Origin of the sequence: Streptomyces sp. BE20 (assembly GCF_036322525.1) — a bacterium.
GTDB lineage: Bacteria > Actinomycetota > Actinomycetes > Streptomycetales > Streptomycetaceae > Kitasatospora.
Genome location: NZ_JAQYWW010000244.1, coordinates 1 through 19190 on the forward strand (window position 1 = coordinate 1; position 19190 = coordinate 19190).

14 protein-coding genes and 1 pseudogene are annotated in these 19190 nt (G+C 69.1%); 8 read left to right on the plus strand and 7 right to left on the minus strand.

The genetic code is table 11. The annotated features are described in order from the left end of the window. The first annotated feature begins 621 nt into the window (after positions 1-621). Both PUR61_RS01245 and PUR61_RS45045 read left to right on the plus strand, forming a co-directional pair. A protein-coding gene (locus PUR61_RS01245; protein WP_443035099.1) for an IS5 family transposase occupies positions 622-1432 on the plus strand; the annotation gives its coding sequence in 2 pieces (ribosomal slippage) (positions 622-963 and positions 965-1432; 810 coding nt in all). Next, the gene (locus PUR61_RS45045; RefSeq protein ID WP_443035097.1) at positions 1390-1692 is read left to right on the plus strand and encodes an alpha-L-fucosidase; all 303 of its coding nucleotides are present in this window, start codon (positions 1390-1392) and stop codon (positions 1690-1692) included. The genes PUR61_RS01245 and PUR61_RS45045 overlap by 43 nt, the downstream gene beginning before the upstream one ends. On the opposite strand, the gene PUR61_RS01250 is transcribed toward PUR61_RS45045, so the two are convergent. Beyond that, positions 1633-3786 (minus strand): alpha-galactosidase, encoded by a 2154-nt coding sequence (locus PUR61_RS01250; RefSeq protein WP_329874711.1) that lies wholly within the window; start codon positions 3784-3786, stop codon positions 1633-1635. The genes PUR61_RS45045 and PUR61_RS01250 overlap by 60 nt on opposite strands. A gap of 677 nt (positions 3787-4463) precedes the next feature. Between PUR61_RS01250 and PUR61_RS01255 the strand changes: the two genes are divergently transcribed. Genes PUR61_RS01255 through PUR61_RS01265 form a run of 3 tightly spaced genes read left to right on the plus strand, consistent with a single transcriptional unit; the run spans position 4464 to position 7536 of the window. Then, positions 4464-5747: an ABC transporter substrate-binding protein gene (locus PUR61_RS01255; RefSeq protein WP_329874713.1), complete on the plus strand. Its 1284-nt coding sequence runs from the start codon at positions 4464-4466 to the stop codon at positions 5745-5747. Further along, complete coding sequence (locus PUR61_RS01260) at positions 5744-6712, plus strand: carbohydrate ABC transporter permease (RefSeq protein ID WP_329874715.1); 969 nt, start codon at positions 5744-5746, stop codon at positions 6710-6712. The genes PUR61_RS01255 and PUR61_RS01260 overlap by 4 nt, the downstream gene beginning before the upstream one ends. Beyond that, positions 6709-7536 (plus strand): carbohydrate ABC transporter permease, encoded by an 828-nt coding sequence (locus PUR61_RS01265; RefSeq protein WP_329874717.1) that lies wholly within the window; start codon positions 6709-6711, stop codon positions 7534-7536. Before PUR61_RS01260 ends, PUR61_RS01265 begins: the two co-directional genes overlap by 4 nt. 1470 nt (positions 7537-9006) lie before the next feature. Here the strand turns inward: PUR61_RS01265 and PUR61_RS01270 are convergent. The 4 genes from PUR61_RS01270 to PUR61_RS01285 all read right to left on the minus strand — a co-directional run bounded on the left by PUR61_RS01270 (position 9007) and on the right by PUR61_RS01285 (position 15395). Further along, a complete protein-coding gene (locus PUR61_RS01270) occupies positions 9007-9951 on the minus strand; it encodes an SAM-dependent methyltransferase (protein ID WP_329874719.1) in 945 nt (314 codons plus the stop codon). A gap of 381 nt (positions 9952-10332) precedes the next feature. Further along, the gene (locus tag PUR61_RS01275; RefSeq protein ID WP_329874721.1) at positions 10333-11121 is read right to left on the minus strand and encodes a DUF817 domain-containing protein; all 789 of its coding nucleotides are present in this window, start codon (positions 11119-11121) and stop codon (positions 10333-10335) included. Between the two features lie 1185 nt (positions 11122-12306). Continuing rightward, entirely contained in the window at positions 12307-12660 is a 354-nt protein-coding gene (locus PUR61_RS01280; RefSeq protein WP_329874723.1) for a hypothetical protein, read from the minus strand. Positions 12661-12977: 317 nt separating this feature from the next. After that, on the minus strand, positions 12978-15395 hold the full coding sequence (locus tag PUR61_RS01285; RefSeq protein WP_329874725.1) for an ATP-binding protein: 2418 nt from the start codon (positions 15393-15395) through the stop codon (positions 12978-12980). 266 nt (positions 15396-15661) lie between these two features. Here PUR61_RS01285 and PUR61_RS01290 point away from each other — a divergent pair, with 266 nt between their 5' ends. Continuing rightward, positions 15662-15970 carry a hypothetical protein gene (locus PUR61_RS01290; protein WP_329874727.1) on the plus strand — a complete coding sequence of 103 codons (309 nt, stop codon included), beginning with the start codon at positions 15662-15664 and terminating at the stop codon, positions 15968-15970. 73 nt (positions 15971-16043) lie between these two features. Here PUR61_RS01290 and PUR61_RS01295 read toward each other — a convergent pair whose 3' ends face one another. Further along, complete coding sequence (locus PUR61_RS01295) at positions 16044-16991, minus strand: IS3 family transposase (protein ID WP_329874729.1); 948 nt, start codon at positions 16989-16991, stop codon at positions 16044-16046. Continuing rightward, the gene (locus tag PUR61_RS01300; protein WP_329874731.1) at positions 16979-17278 is read right to left on the minus strand and encodes a transposase; all 300 of its coding nucleotides are present in this window, start codon (positions 17276-17278) and stop codon (positions 16979-16981) included. The genes PUR61_RS01295 and PUR61_RS01300 overlap by 13 nt, the downstream gene beginning before the upstream one ends. Before the next feature lie 282 nt (positions 17279-17560). Between PUR61_RS01300 and PUR61_RS45050 the strand changes: the two genes are divergently transcribed. Next, positions 17561-18016 (plus strand): SDR family oxidoreductase, encoded by a 456-nt coding sequence (locus tag PUR61_RS45050; protein WP_443035098.1) that lies wholly within the window; start codon positions 17561-17563, stop codon positions 18014-18016. A 789-nt stretch (positions 18017-18805) separates the two neighbouring features. Then, positions 18806-19190: pseudogene (locus PUR61_RS01305) on the plus strand (M4 family metallopeptidase); the annotation flags it as partial.

The following is a 19190-nucleotide window of genomic DNA, read 5'->3' on the forward strand; positions in this document are numbered from 1 at the left end:
CCGGCACTCTTCCACGGCTGGAAGTACGGGTGCGCCCCGCCGGGGACGAGGGCGATCTTGACGCCCGAGCCGTCGGCGACCTCCGGCGTGCCCTTGCCGGCGCCCGTACCCGTTGCGGGTGCCGCGGACGAGGTCGGGGCCGGGCTGTCCGCGGGCTTGTCCGCGCTCTTCACCGTGCACGCCGCGGAACCGGCCAGCAGGGCGACGGCGGCCAGAGCCGCCGTGACGGACGAAAGTTGATCTGGGTCGCATCGCGACCTCCAGAATCAAGTAGATTTCGTGGAGCCGAATTCAGCCAGCGGTGTTGCTGCGTCAAGGGTTCTGACGTAACCGTATCTCGGAAGTTCGCTGCATCCCTGTCCCGAAGCGTGGGCCGGAAGGGCTGAAGCGCCTAGGTCACCGTTCGCAAACAGTATGAATTATGAATGGGGGCAGACCTGCGACTGGAGCTCCGGTGTGTGGTTGCTTGCTCACTACAGGGTACGTCGCCACTGCGTGCTCGCCGCGACGTGCCCGACGATGTCTACTTCGCCGGCACTGCAGACTTAGAGGAGCTAACACAAAGCCGCCGGTCGGCCATGTCTCCTCGTCCGTCGGCTCGTTGGTCCATCCGTGGGGAAGGTGAAGAGTCCGCCCTGGGTGGTGTCGGACGATCTCTGGGCACGGATCGAACCGCTGCTGCCGGTGAGGCGGCGTCGGTCACGCGATCCGGGCCGGATGCCTCTTGATGATCGCGGCTGCCTGCAGGGGATCCTGTTCGTGTTGCACACCGGGATCCAGTGGGAGTGGCTGCCGCAGGAACTGGGCTTCGGCTCCGGGATGACGTGCTGGCGCCGGCTGCGGGACTGGCACGAGGCCGACGTCTGGGACCGCCTCCACCAGGTCCTGCTGACCGAGCTGCATCGCGCCGGGAAGCTGGACTGGTCCCGGGCGGTGATCGACGGCTCCCACCACCAGGCTCGTCGGGGCGGCCCAAACGGGACCGAGCCCGGTCGACCGTGCCCGGCCGGGTTCGAAACACCACGTCATCACCGACGCCCACGGCACGCCACTCGCCATCACCCTGACCGGCGGCAACCGGCACGACGTCACCCAACTGCTGCCCCTGCTGGACGCGATCCCGCGCATTCGCGGAGCCACTGGTCGCCCGCGTCACCGCCCGCGCCAGCTGTTCGCTGACCGCGGCTACGACTTCGACAAGTACCGCCGACTGCTGTGGAAGCGAGGCATCAAGCCAGTCATCGCCCGCCGCGGCGTGGCGCACGGCTCCGGCCTGGGGACCGTCCGCTGGGTGGTCGAGCGCACGAACGCCTGGATCCACGGCTTCCGACGCCTCCGCATCCGCTGGGACATACGCGACGACATCCATGAGGCATTCCTCAAACTGGCATGCTGCGTCATCACCTATCGGCGCGTCCGGGCTTTGTGTTAGCTCCTCTTATAGACCCCTCCCCGTGGGACGCCAAGCGCATCGTGGCCAGCGCCAAGAAGGCCGGCGTGAAGCACATCGTCTTCACTACGAAGCGCCACGACGGCTTCGCCAGGTGGGACTCCGCCGTCAACGACTGGAACCATCGCAACACAGCGGCTTCCAGCGCGACATCATCGAGGAACTCGAGCAGGCGAACATCGCTACAGGGCATGGAGGTGCACGAGCGACGCGCTCTGGGGCTTGCGTTCCGGGCCGGGTAGGCCGAGCGCCGCCAGCGCCGCGCCGGACGCCTCGATGCCCGCCACTGCCCACGTCACCGTCGAGTCGGCCGGAGCGACCGGCGACGCCCGGTAGGCGCGGTCTGGGTCGAGCCCGGAGATGCGTAGCCGCGGCGGGACCGGAACGATGTCGTCCAGTTGTGCGTAGGAGAAGACTGCCTCCGACCTGTCCTGGGCGACTACACCGTGCGCGAGCAGCCCCTCGGGCAGCTTGACGCGGGTAAACCGGCCGCTGTGCAGGAGCGCGCGGTGCCGTTTGTACAGGTCGATCCAGCATGCGAGCCGGTTCAGCTCCTCGGCTGGTACCGAGGTGAGGTCCCACTGGACGCCGAACTGTCCGAAGAAGGCCGTGGCCGCGCGGAAGTCGAGGGTGCTGGCCCGGCCGGTCTGGTGGGAGAACGGCGCGGTGACGTGGGCGCCCTGGTACTCGAGCGGGGCCAGTTGGGCGGTCCAGTGCTGGATCAGCTGGCGGGACAGCGGATCGGTGACGTCGGAGGCCCAGACGCTCTGGATCTGCGCGAAGATGTCCAGGTCGATTCGGCCGCCGCCCGAGGCGCAGCTCTCCCAAGCGACGCCCGGGTGTCGGCGGGCCAGCTCGCCGAGCAATTTACGGAAGGCCAGGGTCTGTCGCCGAGCTGCGGCCCGCCCGGACCCGCGCGAGTCGCCGCCGTCGATCTGGTCGCGGTTGTGGTCCCACTTGACGAATTCGATTCGGTGCGCCGCCATCAGGCGGTCGAACGCGTCGATCAGGTGGGCCCGCACTTCGTCCCGGTCGAGGTCGAGCAGGTAGCAGTTTCGCTCCAGGACGGGCATCCGGTCGCCCGTGCGCAGAATCCAGTCGGGGTGCTCTCGGAAGACGACCGAGGTGGGACTGACCGCCTCCGGCTCCCACCAGAGCCCGAACTCCATGCCTTTGTCGTGTACACGGTCGACGAGTGGTGCCAGGCCGTCCGGCCACGACACCGGGTCCGGAGCCCAGTCGCCCAGTCCGTCGTCGAGGGAGACGCGGTTGACGAACCACCCGTCGTCGAGGACGAAACGCTCGGCACCCACCTCGGCCGAGAGGTCGACCAGCGCGGACAGGGTGTCGAGGTCGTGGTTGAGGTGCACCGCCTCCCACGGGTTGAACATGACGGGCGTGGGCCGGGAGGGATGTGCGGGGAGTGACCGGATGTACTGGTGGGTCGCGTCCGTCAGGCCGTCGAGCCCGTGCGCGGAAGCGGTCACGTGGACCCACGGCATCGTGTACGTCTCGCCCTCGGCGAGGACCTCCTCACCCGGGTGCAGCAGCTCGCCCGCCCGGACCACGGTGGTGCCGGAGCTGAGCCGCTCGACGGTGTATCGGTGGTTGCCGCTCCAGGCCAAGTGGACGCCGAGCACCTCGCCGTCGCGGTAGCCGAAGCCTGGCGTGCCGACCACGATCAGCCCGGTGCCGTCCAGGATGCGCATGCCGCGGCGGTGCTCCCTGACCCATTGCCCGTCCGCGACGGCCCGGCGCTGGGGCTGCCGCTCGCGAGCCCAGCGCCCGGTGAAGTCGAGGATCTCGCATGCGCCGGTCGGTACGGGGACGACGATGTCGAGCGAGTCCAGCACATAGTTACCCCGACCGGTGTTGGTCACCAGGTGCCGGAGCCGCAGTCCTCCGCCTCGGACGGCTTCGGCCTCGAAACGCAGGTCGAGCCCCGCGGCCTTGTCGGTCGCCTCGACCACGAGTGAGCCGTCGGCGCCGCGTACCGACGGCGGGCCGAACGCGGTGGACCAGCCACTGCCGGGGCCTTCGGCGCCGACGCGGTGGCCGAGCAGGGCGGGGCGCCCGAGGTAGCCGCGCGAGTGCTCCGGCAGCAGGGAGACCGGTGAACCGAGCAGCCAGCAGTTCCAGGACGTGGTCTCGACCGAGGCGGCCGCCGTGAGCGCCCGGACGTCGGCCGCCGAGAGGTCCAGCCCTAGCCACCCGATGTCGGGAAGGCCGTCGGCCCGCGGCAGTAGGACCAGCGTCGTCATCTCCGACCCGTCCTGACCGGAGACCGAAACGGGGTCGGTGGGCACGGGCACGGCCACGCGTCCTGGCTCGAGCATTTCGGACCTCCTCGGTTGGGGGCAGAACGTGTCAGGCGTGTCCGGCGTGCTGGCACGCCCCGCAATCGTCGAAGGCCGGTCGTGCGACGCCGGGCGTGACGGACTTGTCGCACAGCCGGGACACGCGGAACTCCGACGTGGCGAACGAGGGCGCGTCGAGGTGCGGTTCGCACGGTTCGGCGAGCACGGCCCCCGCACAAGATCGGCCCCCGCCCAGCAGGACGGGGTCGGGATCGATGGCATGGACCAGAGGCGACGCTCCCGGGCCGAAACCGACGGCGGCGAGGTTCTCCCCGGCGACCTCATTGTGTCAGGCAGGTCTGCCTGCGGCGCGCCCACTCTTGGGAGTGAGCGGCACACCCACGGACTAGACTCCGCTCCGACAGCGTCGCGAGCGGTTTCTCAGCAGGGGGCGGGAGACACAGATGGTCGAACGTGTGTCGCTGACCGTGACCATTCGGCAGCGAGGACGGCCCTCGGTGGGGCCGCGAGATTGAGCCAGCACAGCAGACCGCAGTCACCCGAACGGGTGGCTGGGGCGGTGTCGTGCTGATCTGGGTGGATGTCTCGACGCACCTGGCGACAGTATCTACGGTGGCGGCCCGACAGCAATATTGTGAAGAGACGTACCTATGTGTCGGCCGACCCGGCGGCGGGTCCACGACCAAGGAGATCTCATGCGCAGAGCAATCAGGCGGGCCGCAGGCGCCGCCGTACTCGGGCTCGTGATGCTGGCGGGCTGTTCCACAGGAGCCGCGAACACGGACGGCAGCGCGGCGGGTGGCGACGTGGGGATGAGCCTGCTCACCTTCGAGACACCCAACCTCACCGCCGCGTACTGGGATGACGCCATCGCCAGGACCAATGCCAAGGTCCCGGGCGTGAAGATCGAGAAACTGGTGGCACCGAGCGCGGAACAGCGCAACGAGTACGCGCGCCAGCTCGATTCGACCGGCTCGCTGCCCGACATCATGGTCGCGGTCGATCCTGCCGGGATGGCACAGGTCGGCAAGCTCGCGGAGTTCAGCAAGGGCGAACTGCCGGAGTGGACCGACCCGACCGCGAACAGCTTCAACGGCAAGATCTACCAGCTGCCCACCAATGCGCAGACCTGGCAGGTCTACTACCAGAAGGCGGCCTTCGCGGAGGCAGGCATCACCTCGACCCCGGCCACCTGGGACGAACTGCAGGTCGCGGTGGGCAAGTTGAAGGCAGCGGGGACCACACCGTTCGTCATCGGCGGCGGAGCACCGGACGGCCTCGGCCCGCGCTGGACCTTTTCCCAGTTGGTGGCCACCGAGGTCTACGCCAAGGACCCGCAGTGGCTGGGGAAGCTGGTCGCGGGCAAGACGGACTTCTCGGATCCGTTGTTCGTCTCGGCGGCGAGCAGAATGAAGGAACTGGCCGGCAAGGAGAACGTCGACCACCTGTCGGCCACCTACGCCGAGGCACAGAGCGACTTCCTCGCAGGCAAGGGCGCGATGTACCCGATGGGATCGTGGTTCTCCACGGCCCCGGACGACACGCTGCAGGACCAGATCGGTATCTTCACGATGCCGACGAAGGACGGTTCGCTGGTGATGCCCGCGTACACCGGTGGCGGCCTGTCGGTGAGCGCCAAGGCCGACGACGTGGCGAAGGCCAAGCGGTGGGCCATTGAGTTCTCCAAGCTGAACGCGGACGGCGGGGCGCGCTACGACGGCCTGTTCGTCGCGCTCAAGGACTACAAGCCGCCGACCGACCTGCCGCCGCTCTACAGCGTCGGTCTGGACCTGTACGAGAAGGGCCGGTCCAGCGGGAAGGTGACCCCGAACTTCGGCAACGAGGGCGGCATCCCTGCCCTGCCGTCGGGCTTCATGGCCCAGGTGGACGCGGGGCTGATCGACCTGCTCAACGGCCGCTCGGACGTCCCCGAGTTCGTCGACACCTTGAACGCGGCGTTCAAGGAACTGTCAGGATGAAACGCTCCCCTCGTTTCCGGGCGAGAACCCGTGCCGCCGAGGGAATCACGTCCGAGCGAACGTCCCGGTTCGAGAACGTGGGGCGACAGTGGACATGGCCCTCGACGGGGTCATTCGTCGTCTTCGTCCTCCCCACCCTCGCGATCTTCACCACGATGGTGCTGGCGCCCATCCTGTGGACCCTCTACATCGGACTGACGGACGAGCGCGCGAGCCGCAAGGAAACCTCATTCGTCGGCCTGGCCAACTACGGGTCCCTCCTCAATGACGAAGGGTTCCGGCACTCCTTGTGGAACACCGTCGTCATCACAGCGATCGTGGTGGTGCTGACGAACCTGCTGGGACTCGCCGTTGCCCTGATGCTACGCAAACAGAGCCGGCTGTACAGCCTCCTTCGCGGCATCTACTTCACACCGGTGATCCTTTCCGCCGTGGTGGTGTCGGTGATCGGGCGCTCGCTTCTGGCCGACAAGGGACTGCTGAACAGCACCCTGGTCTCGCTGGGGGTCCAGAACCCGCCCGGCTGGCTCACGGACCCGTCCTACGCGATCTACTCCGTCGCCGGAATCATGGTTTGGCAGATGCTCGGCTTCGCCGTGGTGGTCTACCTAGCCGGCCTCTCGGGCATCCCCGTCGAACTCGAAGAAGCGGCGAGTCTGGACGGCGCGGGCCCCTGGCAGCAGTTCCGTGCGATCACGTGGCCGATGCTCGCACCCGCGCTCACGATCAACACCGTGCTACTGATAATTACCTCGTTCAAGGTCTACGACCAGATCGCCGTACTGACCAACGGCGGCCCCGGAACCAACGGCACAGCCACCGTCGCCTTCGACGTCGTCCGTACCGCCTTCTCCGAGCAACGCCCTGGCGTGGCGTCCGCCATGGCAGGGACCATGCTCCTCGTCACCGCAGCGGCGAGCGTGACCACACTGAAGCTCCTGCAACGACGAGAGGTGAACTCGTGACCTCCCAAGCGTCCTGGGTGCGCCCCGTGGCAGCCATCGGCGTGACCGCCGTGTTCTGCCTGCCGCTCTACGTGGCTCTGGTCAACGTCTTCAAGCCAAGCCCCGACATCATTGCATCACCACTTGCACTGCCCACACCGCCGACTCTGGACAACATCCACCGCGTGCTGTCACGCCCCGACGGCCTGTACTGGTACGGCCTCATCAACTCGATCACACTCACAGCGGCGTCGATCATCATCACCACCGTGCTGGCCGCGATGTCCGCGTACTACCTGGTGAGGTCAGAACACTGGTGGAGCCGTGGCGTCCTCGCTGTCATGCTGACCGGACTGATGATCCCGGCAGCGGCGATCATGCTTCCGATCACGCGGATCCTCGACGGCATCGGCCTGCTGCGCACCATGCCGGGCGCGGTATTGGTCAACGTCGGGTACTACCTGCCGTTCGCCGTCTTCGTGTTCATGGGCTTCATCCGCTCGATCCCGCGCGAACTCGAGGAAGCCGCAGCAGTCGACGGAGCCGGCCGGTTACGGACGTTCTGGCAGATCGTCTTTCCGCTCCTACGCCCCGCGTCCGCCAGCGTGCTCATCCTCCTCGGTGTGTGGGTGTGGAACGACTTCCTCACACCGCTGCTCGTGCTCGGCCCGGGCGCGGGCAACACGGTCACGGTCGGTGTCTTCCGGTCGATCGGCCCATACCAACAGGACTTCGGCGCGGTGTTCGCGTTCATGCTTCTGGCGACACTGCCGGTCCTGGTGTTCTACCTCGCGTTTCAGAAGTACTTTGTCCGCGGCCTCACTGGCGGTGCGACGAAGGGGTGAGAGCCCGATGCAAGGGCATTCCGATCGCTGCTGCGCGCCGCACGCTTGGGCATACGTGTCGTCGCGGTCGGCTTCTCCACCCTCCACCTGAGCGTGGCCGCACGGGCCCGCCGTCTGAATCGCGATCACGAGCGCCGGCCCGACCACCACGCCCAGATGGTATGGTGGGTCGATCACCCTGGCCCGGAGGCTGGCGAAAGAGCGTCTGCACTGGCCGGAGTTCCGGCCTGAGCGACTGAACCTGCGGCCAGGCTGAGCAGGCCCCGCTCACGCAGGAGCCAGCCGCGCGCCTCCAACGCATAGGCATGATGACGCACCTTCTCGACTCGTTCAAACGCACCGCGTCCCGGCCCAGCGCCCGGGTCAGCTCCTGCACCGTCACCGGCCCCGACGCGGCAAGCGCCGTCTCGAAGACCTGCCGGTAGGCCCCGCAGAGCGCATCGGCCCCCAGCCCCGCCTGCCAGACTGGCGGCCGGGTGTCGTAACCCTTCTGAAGCACGGGGCCCGTCGGCACCGCCCCGGCCACACGCACAGGCGCCTCCACCACGGTCGGCGCTGGTGACGCCCCGTCACGCTCCGGGGCCGGTGCCGTCCCCTCGGCGAACATGAGCGCCACCTCCTCACTGGCGATCCGCACATTCTCCAGCCGCTGCCGGGACGCCTCCGCCTGCACCTCGGCCTCCCGCAGCATCTCCAGCCGGGACTCCAGGTCCTCCCGGGCCCGCCTCTCCCGGACTTCCAGCAATGCGATCACCGACGGCACCCCACACCTCCACGGCCAGGCCAACCCTTCCATTGGCTGCCCGCAGCCGGCTACCCCGACACCGCCTCCACCCGAAAGACGCTGGTCATCGAGCTTCAGACCGGTTCATTACCACGCACTGAAGCTTCTATAGATCGTGAAGCTGTGATCCCGTACGCCTTCTCGAACCCGTCGATCAGACCCCAGTGGTTCGCCCAGTGCCGCAGCAACGCGGTCGCCGTCAGAGTGCCCTCCTGCTGCGCGTCACCTTTCAGCGGACAATGACGGGGAAGGAGTCCCTGCGCCTCGATCAGCCAGGTCCGGCCGGACTTGGAGCTCCGGGAGGGTGTGTGGGCGCCTGGGAGCTGTCGTGGAGGGTGATCATGGCTCCGTACCCGACGGCCGGCGGTTTGGGCCGGGAGGAGTAGAAGTCCACCGAGGTGATCTCGCTCTGGTCTGTCGCGATCAGCTGGGCGACGAGGGCCGGCGGTCACTCGGTGGATGGCGTATCCAGCTCACAGCACTCAGCCCCGAGAGACCTTGGCCCCGCCGGGGGAGGGGACATGCCTATTCGGGGCCGGAGCAACTGCTCCGGCCCCGGACGGGTTCGGGTTACCGGATGGTGATCTCGGCGGCGGAGGCGAAGCCGCCGTAGCCGACCAGGGAGGTCAGTCGAACGTACTTCGCCTGGCCGGCCGGGAAGGCGGGCCCGCCCGGGCGTGTGCCGGTCACCGTGTACTGCCCCCACCCCTGACCGCCACTACTGCGTACAGGCTCGGCGTCCCAGCGCCCGTCGCAGGTTGGACCCCGAGCTCCTGCCGCTCCCAGCCTCCCAGTAGAGCGTCGACAGCGGCCGGGGCGCGGGGGTGCCACGGCAGGCCGGCCCGCGCCCAACAGGCGGCTACGCGTACGGCGCGGACCGGCGCAGTGGCGTCTGCCGTCCGGTGGGTGAGCACAAGGACGCTGTCGGCGGGAAGTTCTGTGTGCAGCGCCCGGAGCAGGGAGCGGGCCTGGGGGTCGCTCAGCTCGTGCAGAACGTCGCCGAGCACGGCCACCACGGGGCGCCGCCAGTCCAGGTCCGCACTCAGCCGCAGCATCGCGAGCAGCGTACGGGGGGAGGCCAGGTCGGCGTGGAGGTGGCGGATCCGGGCGGGCTTCGGAGCGTCGAGTAGTGCCCTGGCGTGGGTCATCACGACCGCGTCGCGGTCCAGATAGGTCACCCGTGCACCGGGCCGCACGGTCAGGATCGAGGTGTGGATCGGGGCGAGTACGGTGCCCGGCGCACCGGTCGTCAGACCGCAGCCCAGGTCGAGGAACTGTCCCAGGCCGCGTTCGGCCTGGAGTCTGACGGTGTGATGGAGGAACTCCCTGGCGCGCCGGACGGTCTCGGCGCAGCCCGCGTCCTCGGCTTGCAGTTGGTGCAGCAGGATCCGGTCCGCGGGAAGGTGGTCCTTGCCGGCAAGCATCAGGCTCGCCAGGCGCGCGGATGCGGGCCGGTTCGGTCGCAGGTCCCTCCGGGGCTCCGGGTGTGGTGCTGGTATGCCGGCGGCGTGATCGCGTGTGGTGGGCTTCTGGACGTGGGCCGTGCCACTCGTGTCGCTTGGCGCCGCGGTGTGGCCGGGGTGCCTCGTCGTTCGGACGGGCCAGGTCCGGGCGCGCTTGCGCTCGTTCATGCCGGCTCCGTGGACGGTCCACGCCCGGGGGCGATCGCCTGGTGGTCGGATTGCCGCCCGCCGGGGGCTCCGACGCTGTGAGGTGGGAGGCGCCGGTCCTGCGCGGTGTGGCTGGCGAGGCACTGCGCGATGCAGATGCGCGGTTCGTCGGCTCCGGGGCGACGGGGAGCGTGTTTGGAGGTCATGGCGTTCTCCAGTGCGGGGTGTGCGCGGGCCCGTCGTGCCAGACGGCGATCGGGAGTTGGGGTGGTCGTGTGCGCCGCAGGGATGTCAAGGAGCGGTGGGCGGTTGGGGTTCAGGTCCGACGGATCGGTCGCCGAGTCCGTCCACGGCCGCAGACCCCGACACCGGTGCTGAGGACCGGACCAGCCGGACAGGGGATCAGCTCTTCGGTGCCGGATCGGTGGGTCGGGTGCGGCCGATGGCGGCCAGGACGAACGTGACCGAGATGAGGAGGGACCAGGCTCCGAGTTTGTCCAGGCCGACGGGTTGCCATCCGTGGAGTTGGTACGGGTAGCGCCAGGCCCCGAAGTACGTCGCCATGTTCTCGGCGATCCACAGGAAGAAGCCGATGAGGGTGAAGGAGAGCAGCAACGGCATACGTCGCCGGGTGGTCTGGACGGTGTAGCGGACGTAGGTGCCCGCGGTCGCCAGGGCGAGTAGTCCGGTCAGGACCCACCGGGCGTCGGGCAGCCAGTGGTGGCTGAAGAAGTTCACGTAGATCAGGGTGGCCACCGTGGCCATCGTCCTGGGCCGGTACCGGACGAGTTCCAGGTCGAGGAGATGCCATGCGCGGCAGACGTAGCTGCCGACGGCCGCGTAGAGGAAGCCTCCGTACAGCGGGACACCCGCGAACTTCAGGACCGCCGGCTCGGGGTAGCTCCACGAGCCGAGGTGGACCTTGACGATTTCGAAGGCCAGGCCCACGCCGTGGCATGCGGTGATGACCGCGATGTCGCGGCCGCTCTCCCAGCCGCGTCGCCAGAAGACCAGGGTCAGCAGAACGCCGTAGCAGAGCAGTAGGTCGTACCGGGCCACCGGGAGCGTCGGTAGGAGCTGGGACGCGGCCAGGCCCCCCAGGAGGGCGGCGGCGAAGGCGGACGCCCGGGTCTGGGACCAGGCGAAGTCGAGCAGTTGACCGATCGGCGGAGTAAGTCGGCGGGTTCTCATGGGGCCGCCTGGTCGAACGCGGGAACGGCTGGGCCGGCGTGGCCGGTGGGGGCGGCCATCCGGCCGGATCCGATGGGGCGAGGCTTGTCTCTGGATGTCACTGTGGTCTCCGGCGGGGAGGGGGAGGTGCCCGTAGTGGCGGGAGGCATGTCACTGGCTCGGCCACCACGGTGATGGGGTGGTGACCTGGGCGACCGGGGCGCGGACCCGCCGGCGCCCACCAGGGCCTGGGCGGCGGATATCGGGGTAAACCGCTGCTGGCCGGGGCAGTTGACAGGCTGCCAGGTGGGCGAGGTGTGCGTCGTCACTCCAAGGTATCGCGGGCATACGTCCCAGGTGCCATCTCCGGCTCCCCCTCCAGACCTACGCCGGCACCCGGACCCGCGGACCTTCGAGGTACCCGCCGGGCGGCAGCAGAGCGGTGGCGGCGCGCCACAGCAGGGGGAGGTGACTGCCTGCACGGTCCCCGCGCCCCGGGCTCAGGAGGTCTCGGTACGGCCGAAGTGGGGCCGCCGGAACGTACAGGAGCGCCTGCCCCACGAGAGAGGAAGGGCGACGGCCCCGAGGTACACGGCGGTGGACATCGGATCTCCGTACAGTGCGGCGATGGCTACCAAGGCGATCCCGGCTCCGCAGCCGACGCCGGTGACAGCGGTCAGGGGCCTTCTGACCCGACACCTCCCGGCGCGGGCTGCACGCGAGAACCACGCGGGCCGTCAGCGCAGCCACCGCGGCGCATGCTCTCTGCTCGGACGCTGACCCATCACCATGCTTGCCGTACCGCTGAATTGAGGTGCCAGAGACGGGCACGGCCATCATGGCCGCAGGACGCACGGGAAGCGTGCGCGGTCGGGTCGTTCGCGGTACGGGCCGTCCTCGTAACGATCTGACCTACCGGCGGCCCGCATCCGGACCGTGCCGAAGCTCCGGTTCGCGCTGGCAATCAAACCGGCCCGTGCAGCGGAGGGTAACGGTGAGGGCGGGCCTGTCGGGCTCCCCGGAGACCGGGACGGCACCGGGCGGGCGGACAGTCACCGAGGCCGGTTCACCCGGGGGTGCGATCAGCCGTCCGGTGCCGGTCGCCACCATCGCGAGCCGTGTTCGGCCCGCCTCTTTCATCCCCGGTCGATGTCTCGGTCTTCGCCGGGGCCGGGCCAGGCCTTCGATCGGCGGGGCATTCGTGCTCTACGCCCTGATTTCCGCGAGGGCGCCTGCGCCCTGGCGGCTTCCCGCACGCCGCAGGCCGGCCGGTGTCGCCGTTCGTGGGGAGAACGGTCCGCCGGAGGGGAGCTCGATCACCAGGCAGCCGCGTCGCTCCAGCCGGCGGACGGTTGCCCCGGCCACTGCGTCATCCAGCGCGAACACGAAGGGACCGGGGATCAGAAGCGCGTCGATCAAGCCGTTCACGATCCCCTGTTCGAGGCTTTCCAGTCGGGGAAGACCGTCACGGTGGCGCCGCCCGTCGTCGATGTAGACGACCGGCTCCGGCAGGCCGAGTCGCATGGCGAGATATTCCAGTGCCTGACGGTGGTATTCCATGGTGGCAAGGTCGCCGGGGTAACACCGGAGATAGAGGGCGGACTGTCGTCCGGAATTTCGTCGTCCGAGCATGGGACTCACCTGCCGTGGTCTGATCACGCCGGTCTTGCGGCATGTCGGCGCTGATACCGGGAGGTATCGCCGGTGGTGTCCCCAACTCTGGGCTTGGGCGACGGCCGGTCGCGTCGGTAGTCCTACCTGAGTGGCTACCGGACTTGCGGCAGCGCACCGGCCACTGCGCGTTGCCGGACCTACGGACTGCCCGCCCGGTGGCCCGGGCCGGGCATGCGGCTACCTCGGGGCGCCACTGAGCGTGCTCATCCCGTCGGGTGCGGGGCGCCGTCCTGTCCCACGGCGCCGGAAGCGCGGTCCATCTCGGTGATCAGGATGGCCGCCTGGGTGCGGGAGGTGCAGTCGAGCTTCGCGAGGATGTTGGCGACGTGGGTCTCGGCGGTGCGGGGGGAGATGACCAGCCGCTCGGCGATCTCCCTGTTGGATGCTCCCTCGGCCAGTAGCGTCGCGACCTGCCGCTCCCGGCGGGTGAAGTGCTGAACGACCGGGGACTGCTCCGGTGTCGTGGTGCGGCCTTCATCGCCGAGCTGATCGTCCAGGGCGTAGGCCACGGCCTCGTCCGGCGTGAGACGCGACCCACTCAGGTACGCCGCACGGTACTCCTGCTCACCCATCGCCGCCTTGGCCGCCTTGATGATCTCCAAGCGGATGCCGCGCCTGGTCCATCCCTCGGTGGGGAAGCTGTCGAAGTCGAGGCCGAGAGGGAGCAGGAAGGCGGTGCTGGCACCGAAGAGCCGGGCGCCGCGGCCGGGATCACCCGACATCACCGCGCTCCAAGCGAGGTAGTCCAGTGCGCAGCCGACACCCAGCGGTTCGCGGAACGGGTATTTGAGGCGGATGGCCTCCTTGAGGTAGCTCTGCGTTTCGAGGTGGGACGGCAGGTCCACGTCGGCGCTCGCGTCCCGGAGCACCGCGGACAGTCCCAGCAGGAGCAAGGCCCAGGACTGGAGCCACTGCTCGCCGTGGTCTCGGCAGGCGTCGCGGCATTCCTCGCCGACGCAGCGGACCACGTTGTCGAGGTTGGCCAGGCTTGCCGCGGTGGTGAGCAGGATCTGCGCGTGGTGCAGGTGGGGGTGGGAGTCGCCGCACGCGCGCTCCATCTCCACGCCTTCGGCGAGGGTGAGGAAGCCCCGGACCGGATCGTTTCCTGCGAGTTGGACGTAGCCCCACAGGTAGGTGGCGTGGGCCAGGCGTGCCGGGTCGTGGAGTGTCGCGGCGAGCCGGTGGCACTCCTGTGCCATGGAGAGGGTTTCGTAGGCGGCGCTCTTGCTCGGTCGGCCGCTGTAGTTGCCGAGCAGGGCGGCTGTCCACAGGGCGTCGGCGCGCTGCGGGCTGGCCTGCGCGGTGCCGGCGAGGGCTCGTTCGAGCCAGATCGCGCCCTCGTGGGCGAGGCCGCATACGATCCAGTACATCCACAGGGCCGAGGCGATGTGAAGGGCTTCCCGCGATTCGCCTGGTTCGGTGAGGCTGTATTCCAGGGCGGCCCGCAGGTTCGCGTGTTCGCGACGGGTCGCGGCGAACAGGGCTGCCTGGCCAGGGCCGAACCACCGGTCGCGGACGTGTTCGGCCTGCCGTAGGTAGTGGTCCCGGTGGCGGCGGCGCAGCGTGCTCTCCTCTCCCGCCAGGCTCAGGCGCTCGTGGCCGTAGCGGCGGATCGTCTCGAGCATGCGGTAGCGGACCCGGCCGTGGGGCTCCTCTCGGGTGAGGACGGACTTTTCGATGAGGCCTGTGAGGGCGTCGAGGACTGCGGCTCGGGGGAGTCGTTGGTCCGTGCAGACGTCTTCGGCTGCATCGAGGGTGCACCCGCCGGAGAAGACGGACAGGCGTGCCCACACGTGGCGTTCCTCGGGCGTACAGAGCTCGAAGCTCCAGTCGACGGTGGCTCGCAACGATTGGTGTCGGGAGGCGGTCGACGCGCCACCCCGTCTGCGGGTCAGGAACTCCAACCGTTCGTCCTGGCGGCGCAGGAGTTCCTCGGCCGACAGGCCGCGCATCCGCACGGCGGCGAGTTCGATGGCCAGCGGCAGACCGTCGAGGTGGCGGCACAGGGCTGCCACGGCGTTTTCGTTGGCGGGTGTCATCCGGAAGTCGGGGGCTGCGGCCGTGGCCCGGTCCACGAACAGGGCCACAGCGTCGGCTCGGGTGATCGCGGCGCTCCCGGTGGCGTTCTCCTCGGGGACGGGCAGGGGCGTCACCGCGAAGACGTGTTCGCCCGCGATGTCGAGCACCTCGCGGCTGGTGGCCAGTACCCGCACGTCCGGGCATGCCTGCAGCACTTCCGCCGCCAGGTCCGCGCACGCTTCGGTGAGGTGCTCGCAGTTGTCGAGTACAAGCAGCAGCCGCTCTTCCCCCAGGTATTCGGTCAAAGCCCGTGTGTCGCCGGGTCCCGTTCGCTGGCCCACGGCCTCCATGACCGTCAGGACCACCTGGGCGGGTTCGGCTACCTCGGCCAGCGGTACCCAGAAGACCTTTCCGTCGAAGGCCCGTGCCACCTCACGCGACACCTGTAGGGCCAGACGAGTCTTGCCCACACCGCCGGTGCCGGTCAGTGTCACCAGTCGTGCAGCGGCGAGAAGCCGCTTCAGCTCGGTGAGCTCGCGTCGGCGCCCCACCAGGCTGGTCGCATCGGCAGGAATCGTCGCACCGCCCATTTGGACGCTCATGTCGTCGATCGTAAATCACCCCTGGACCCGCGGTGCGGCCCACGGCTTTGGCCTTGCCCGGCTCGAACCGGGTCCGACGCCGTACCAGCTTTCGGAGGCCACGTTCAGCGTGCCACCTCACCCTGGGTAGTGGTGTCGGATGATCCACTCCGGGCCGGCCGCGAGGAGATCTGGCATGCTCCCCCGCTGCCGGTCCGCCGGCCGCGTGCGGGCTCATGAACGTCGTGAGCCCGACAACATCACGCGTGATACCTACCATGGGATTCATGGCCACAGACGAAAAGCCCCTGACTCCGACTGGAACGTGCTGGTGCGGTTGCGGGACCGAGGTGGGAAGCGGCTCCTTCTTCGCACAGGGTCACGACAGGATCGCCGAGGCGGTCTTCATGGCCGTCCAGTACGACAATTCCGTCGCCCGTCTCCTCGCGGAGCACGACTTCGGCCCGGACGGTAGGACGACTGTCCGGCAGGCCGCCTTGGACAGCGGCTACTGGCTCGAGTGCCCGGGAGCCGGATGCGGACATGTCGGCACCCCCGAGAACGTCGAGCACCACCGCGGCGAATCAGGCCACTGACCGGACCCTTCATCGACCCATCCACCGCCGCCGCCCGGAGGACTGTCCATCCCCTCGTTTCGTAGAGTCCTCTCTATGCGGCCTCGTCCTGGTGGACGGCTTGTTGTCGTTGCTGTCGGATGATGCGTTCGAACTCGGCCGGCGGGAGTCCGCCGGCCCGGCTGTGCCGGCGCCTGGTGTTGTAGAAGTCGGCGATCCAGGTGGCGATTTTGATGCGGGCCTCGGCGCGGGTGGCGAACCGGTGCCGGTGGACGTACTCGACCTTGAGCAGCGAATTGAAGGCCTCCGCGGCGGCGTTGTCGAAGCACGAACCGACCCGACCCATGGACTGGACGACGCCCAACCGGGCGCACAGGCCCTGGTAGGCCGCGGACGTGTACTCGCTGCCACGGTCGCCGTGAAAGATCACGCCGTCCACGTCGCCGCCCCGGGTGGCGGCCGCCATCTTCAGGGACGCGCAGACCAGGGAGGCGTCGTGCCGCTCGCCCATCGCGTACCCGAGGCAGCGCCGGGAGAACAGATCGATCACCGTGGCCAGGTACAGCTTGCTGTCGCTGCCCTCGGCGGTGTCGATCTCGGTCATGTCACCCACCCACAGCACGTCGGGCGAGACCGCGTCGAAGTGTCGGCCCACCAGGTCACGTGCCGCCTTCCGTTTTCCCTGCCGGGTCAGTGACCTGCGCTTCTTCGGCTCGCGACCGTACCAGCCGTTCTCGGTCATGATCTCGGCGACGGTGTTCACGGACACCTGCCGGCCCTCGGCCCACAGGTCGAGGGTGATCCTGGGCGAGCCGTACGTGCCACCGGACCTGGTGAAGAAGTACTTGATCCGCTCGGTCAGCTCAGCCCGTCTGACCTCGCGTTTCGTCGGGTTGGCAGGTCTGCGCCGCCACTTGTAGTACCAGGCCGTGGAGACGCCGAGCGTGCGGCAGGCCACGGTGTGCGGGATGTCGTCCTCGGTCCTGCAGTCGCCGATCACCCCGACGATCGCCGCCGGGTCCGCCTCGGCTACTTCACCCACAAGACCATGCAGCGCTTGAGGACATCGCGCTCCATCTCCAGCTCGACGATGCGCTTGGCCTGGTCCTTCTCCTTCGCACGCAGCCTGGCGAGCTCCTCGCGCTCGGACTCCTCCACCGGCCCCGCTCCGCTCTCCGAGGCTCTGCGGGCGGCGTGCACCCAATTCTGCAGCGTGGCCTCGTGCACACCCAGGTCCCGGGCCACCTGCGCGGCAGGCTTCTTGGTCTCCAGCACGATCCGCACCGCCCCCTCCCGGAACTCGGCGTCGTACGTACGTCGCTTCCCCACCCTCAACTCCTTATCGGGTCACGACTCCACGCTACGAGGGGAAGCACAGGACGGGCTCGCCGCGGGCCTGCTCGCTCGGGGCTGGAGCCCTGGTAGTCGCCCGGGATGGGCGTCGGTGCGATCCTGCGGCAGCCGACCTGCAGGCTGATCGCCGGCCCGGGTCACCCACCACGTCGTCCTGCATACCCATCCGGCCGTGGGCATGACGAACCAGGGCTGGAGCACACCCACCTGTGATCAGGTGATGGTGACGATTCGCGTTCCCCGCCCGGGCGACGCGGCGTGATACCGCGCTCCTTCACAGGCCGGGCCACAGCTGATAAGGAGCAACGACAAGGACGCGGACTCGTCGGGGCACGGGGGCCTGCTTCTGCGCGGGCTCGGCCCGCACCAGGAACGCGGCCGACCTCTTCCCCTGCGCCGCCGCCGAATCCGGCGCGTCGGCCTCACCCGGTCACTCGCCCTCGAAGTCGGACCGCACGGTATCGGGGCAACGAGGTCAGCCTCGGCTACATCGAGGCCGACCTTCTCACCGAGTGCTCCGACCGGGAACCACCGAAGGCCCGCCAGGCCGCCACCGACACACACATCCTCGGCCGACTCGGCAAGCCCCACGACATCGCCGCCCTCGTCGCCATCCTCCTCTCCCACGTCGACTGCTTCGTCACCGGCGCCGACCGGGCCGTCGACGGTGGCGCCTTCGCCCGCTTCGCCTCATGGGATCTTGCTGAGTCGTAGAGACTCGGTGCCGTAGCCGCCAGCAGGTGAGCCCTCGCTTCGCCGGAGCCATGGCGAGTGGGTCAGACCGCGACCCCGCCGGTCGTTCGGAAGGCCATGACCGCAGGGGTGGCGTGTCCGCCGAACAGGGCGAGTGCGCTGGATCCCTCAGACCGCGTGCCGTGTCTTCAGCGGGCTGCACACCGGTGAACTACCTGACCGGGGGAGGGCGGGTTGCCGGTCGGCGGCGGGCGCCTCCCGCTTCCTTGAGCTCGGGCCTGTGGGCGGTCGGCTCTCTCCGGCAGTGGGGGACGCGGACGTGCGGCCGACGACAGGATCCGGCCGGTGATGCAGCTCGCGGCGGCCGGCTCCGCCACAGTTCAGGCAGCCTGGCGGCCTCGAATGAAGGACGCGCCGCAGAGTATCTGCTGGTCGACAGAGTCCGTGACGGACCGGCAGGTGACCGGAATTCACCATGCCGAGCACCACAAGAACGCACAGTCCAACAGCAGTTCGAACTTGATGGCTACTATTCCGACATCGCTACCCCGGGGCCCGCCCCGGGGATGCCGACGCTGCATGCAGCTCCGATGCCGCACCCTGCCGTGATCGCAAGGGTGGCATGGCCGACTCTATGTCATGTTCATGGCATAGGCGGTTCTGCTTGCCGCTTCCCGCCCCGTCCAGAGCCGCAGCAGCCGTGCCCCGCGTCCCACCTCACGCGTCACCGGCCGGATGCCCGCTGCGCCGCACCCTGCGGCGCGGACCCGTGCCCGTCCGCACCCGCGGTCGGCAGGCAAAGGAGTGCTCGTGAAGCGCACAACCCCCGTTCACAGGCTCGCCGCACTCGCCGTCACCACAGCCCTGCTGGTGACCGCTGCTCCGGCGGTCGCCTCGCAGGCGGCACGCCCCGCCCCGGCCCCGACACCCGCGTCCGGCCGCAACGCCGCACTGGCCGCGGCCGACCGGCAGGGCGCCGTCGTCGCCCTGCACCTCGGGCTCGCGCCCCAGGAGAAGCTCGTCGCCAAGGACGCCGTCCTCGACCCGGACGGCACCCGGCACCTGCGCTACGAACGGACCTACTCCGGGCTCCCCGTCCTGGGCGGCGACCTCGTGGCGCACCAGGCCCCGAACGGAACCCTGCGCGGTGTCGACCGCGCGTCCGACGCACCCCTGACCGGCCTGAACACCTCAC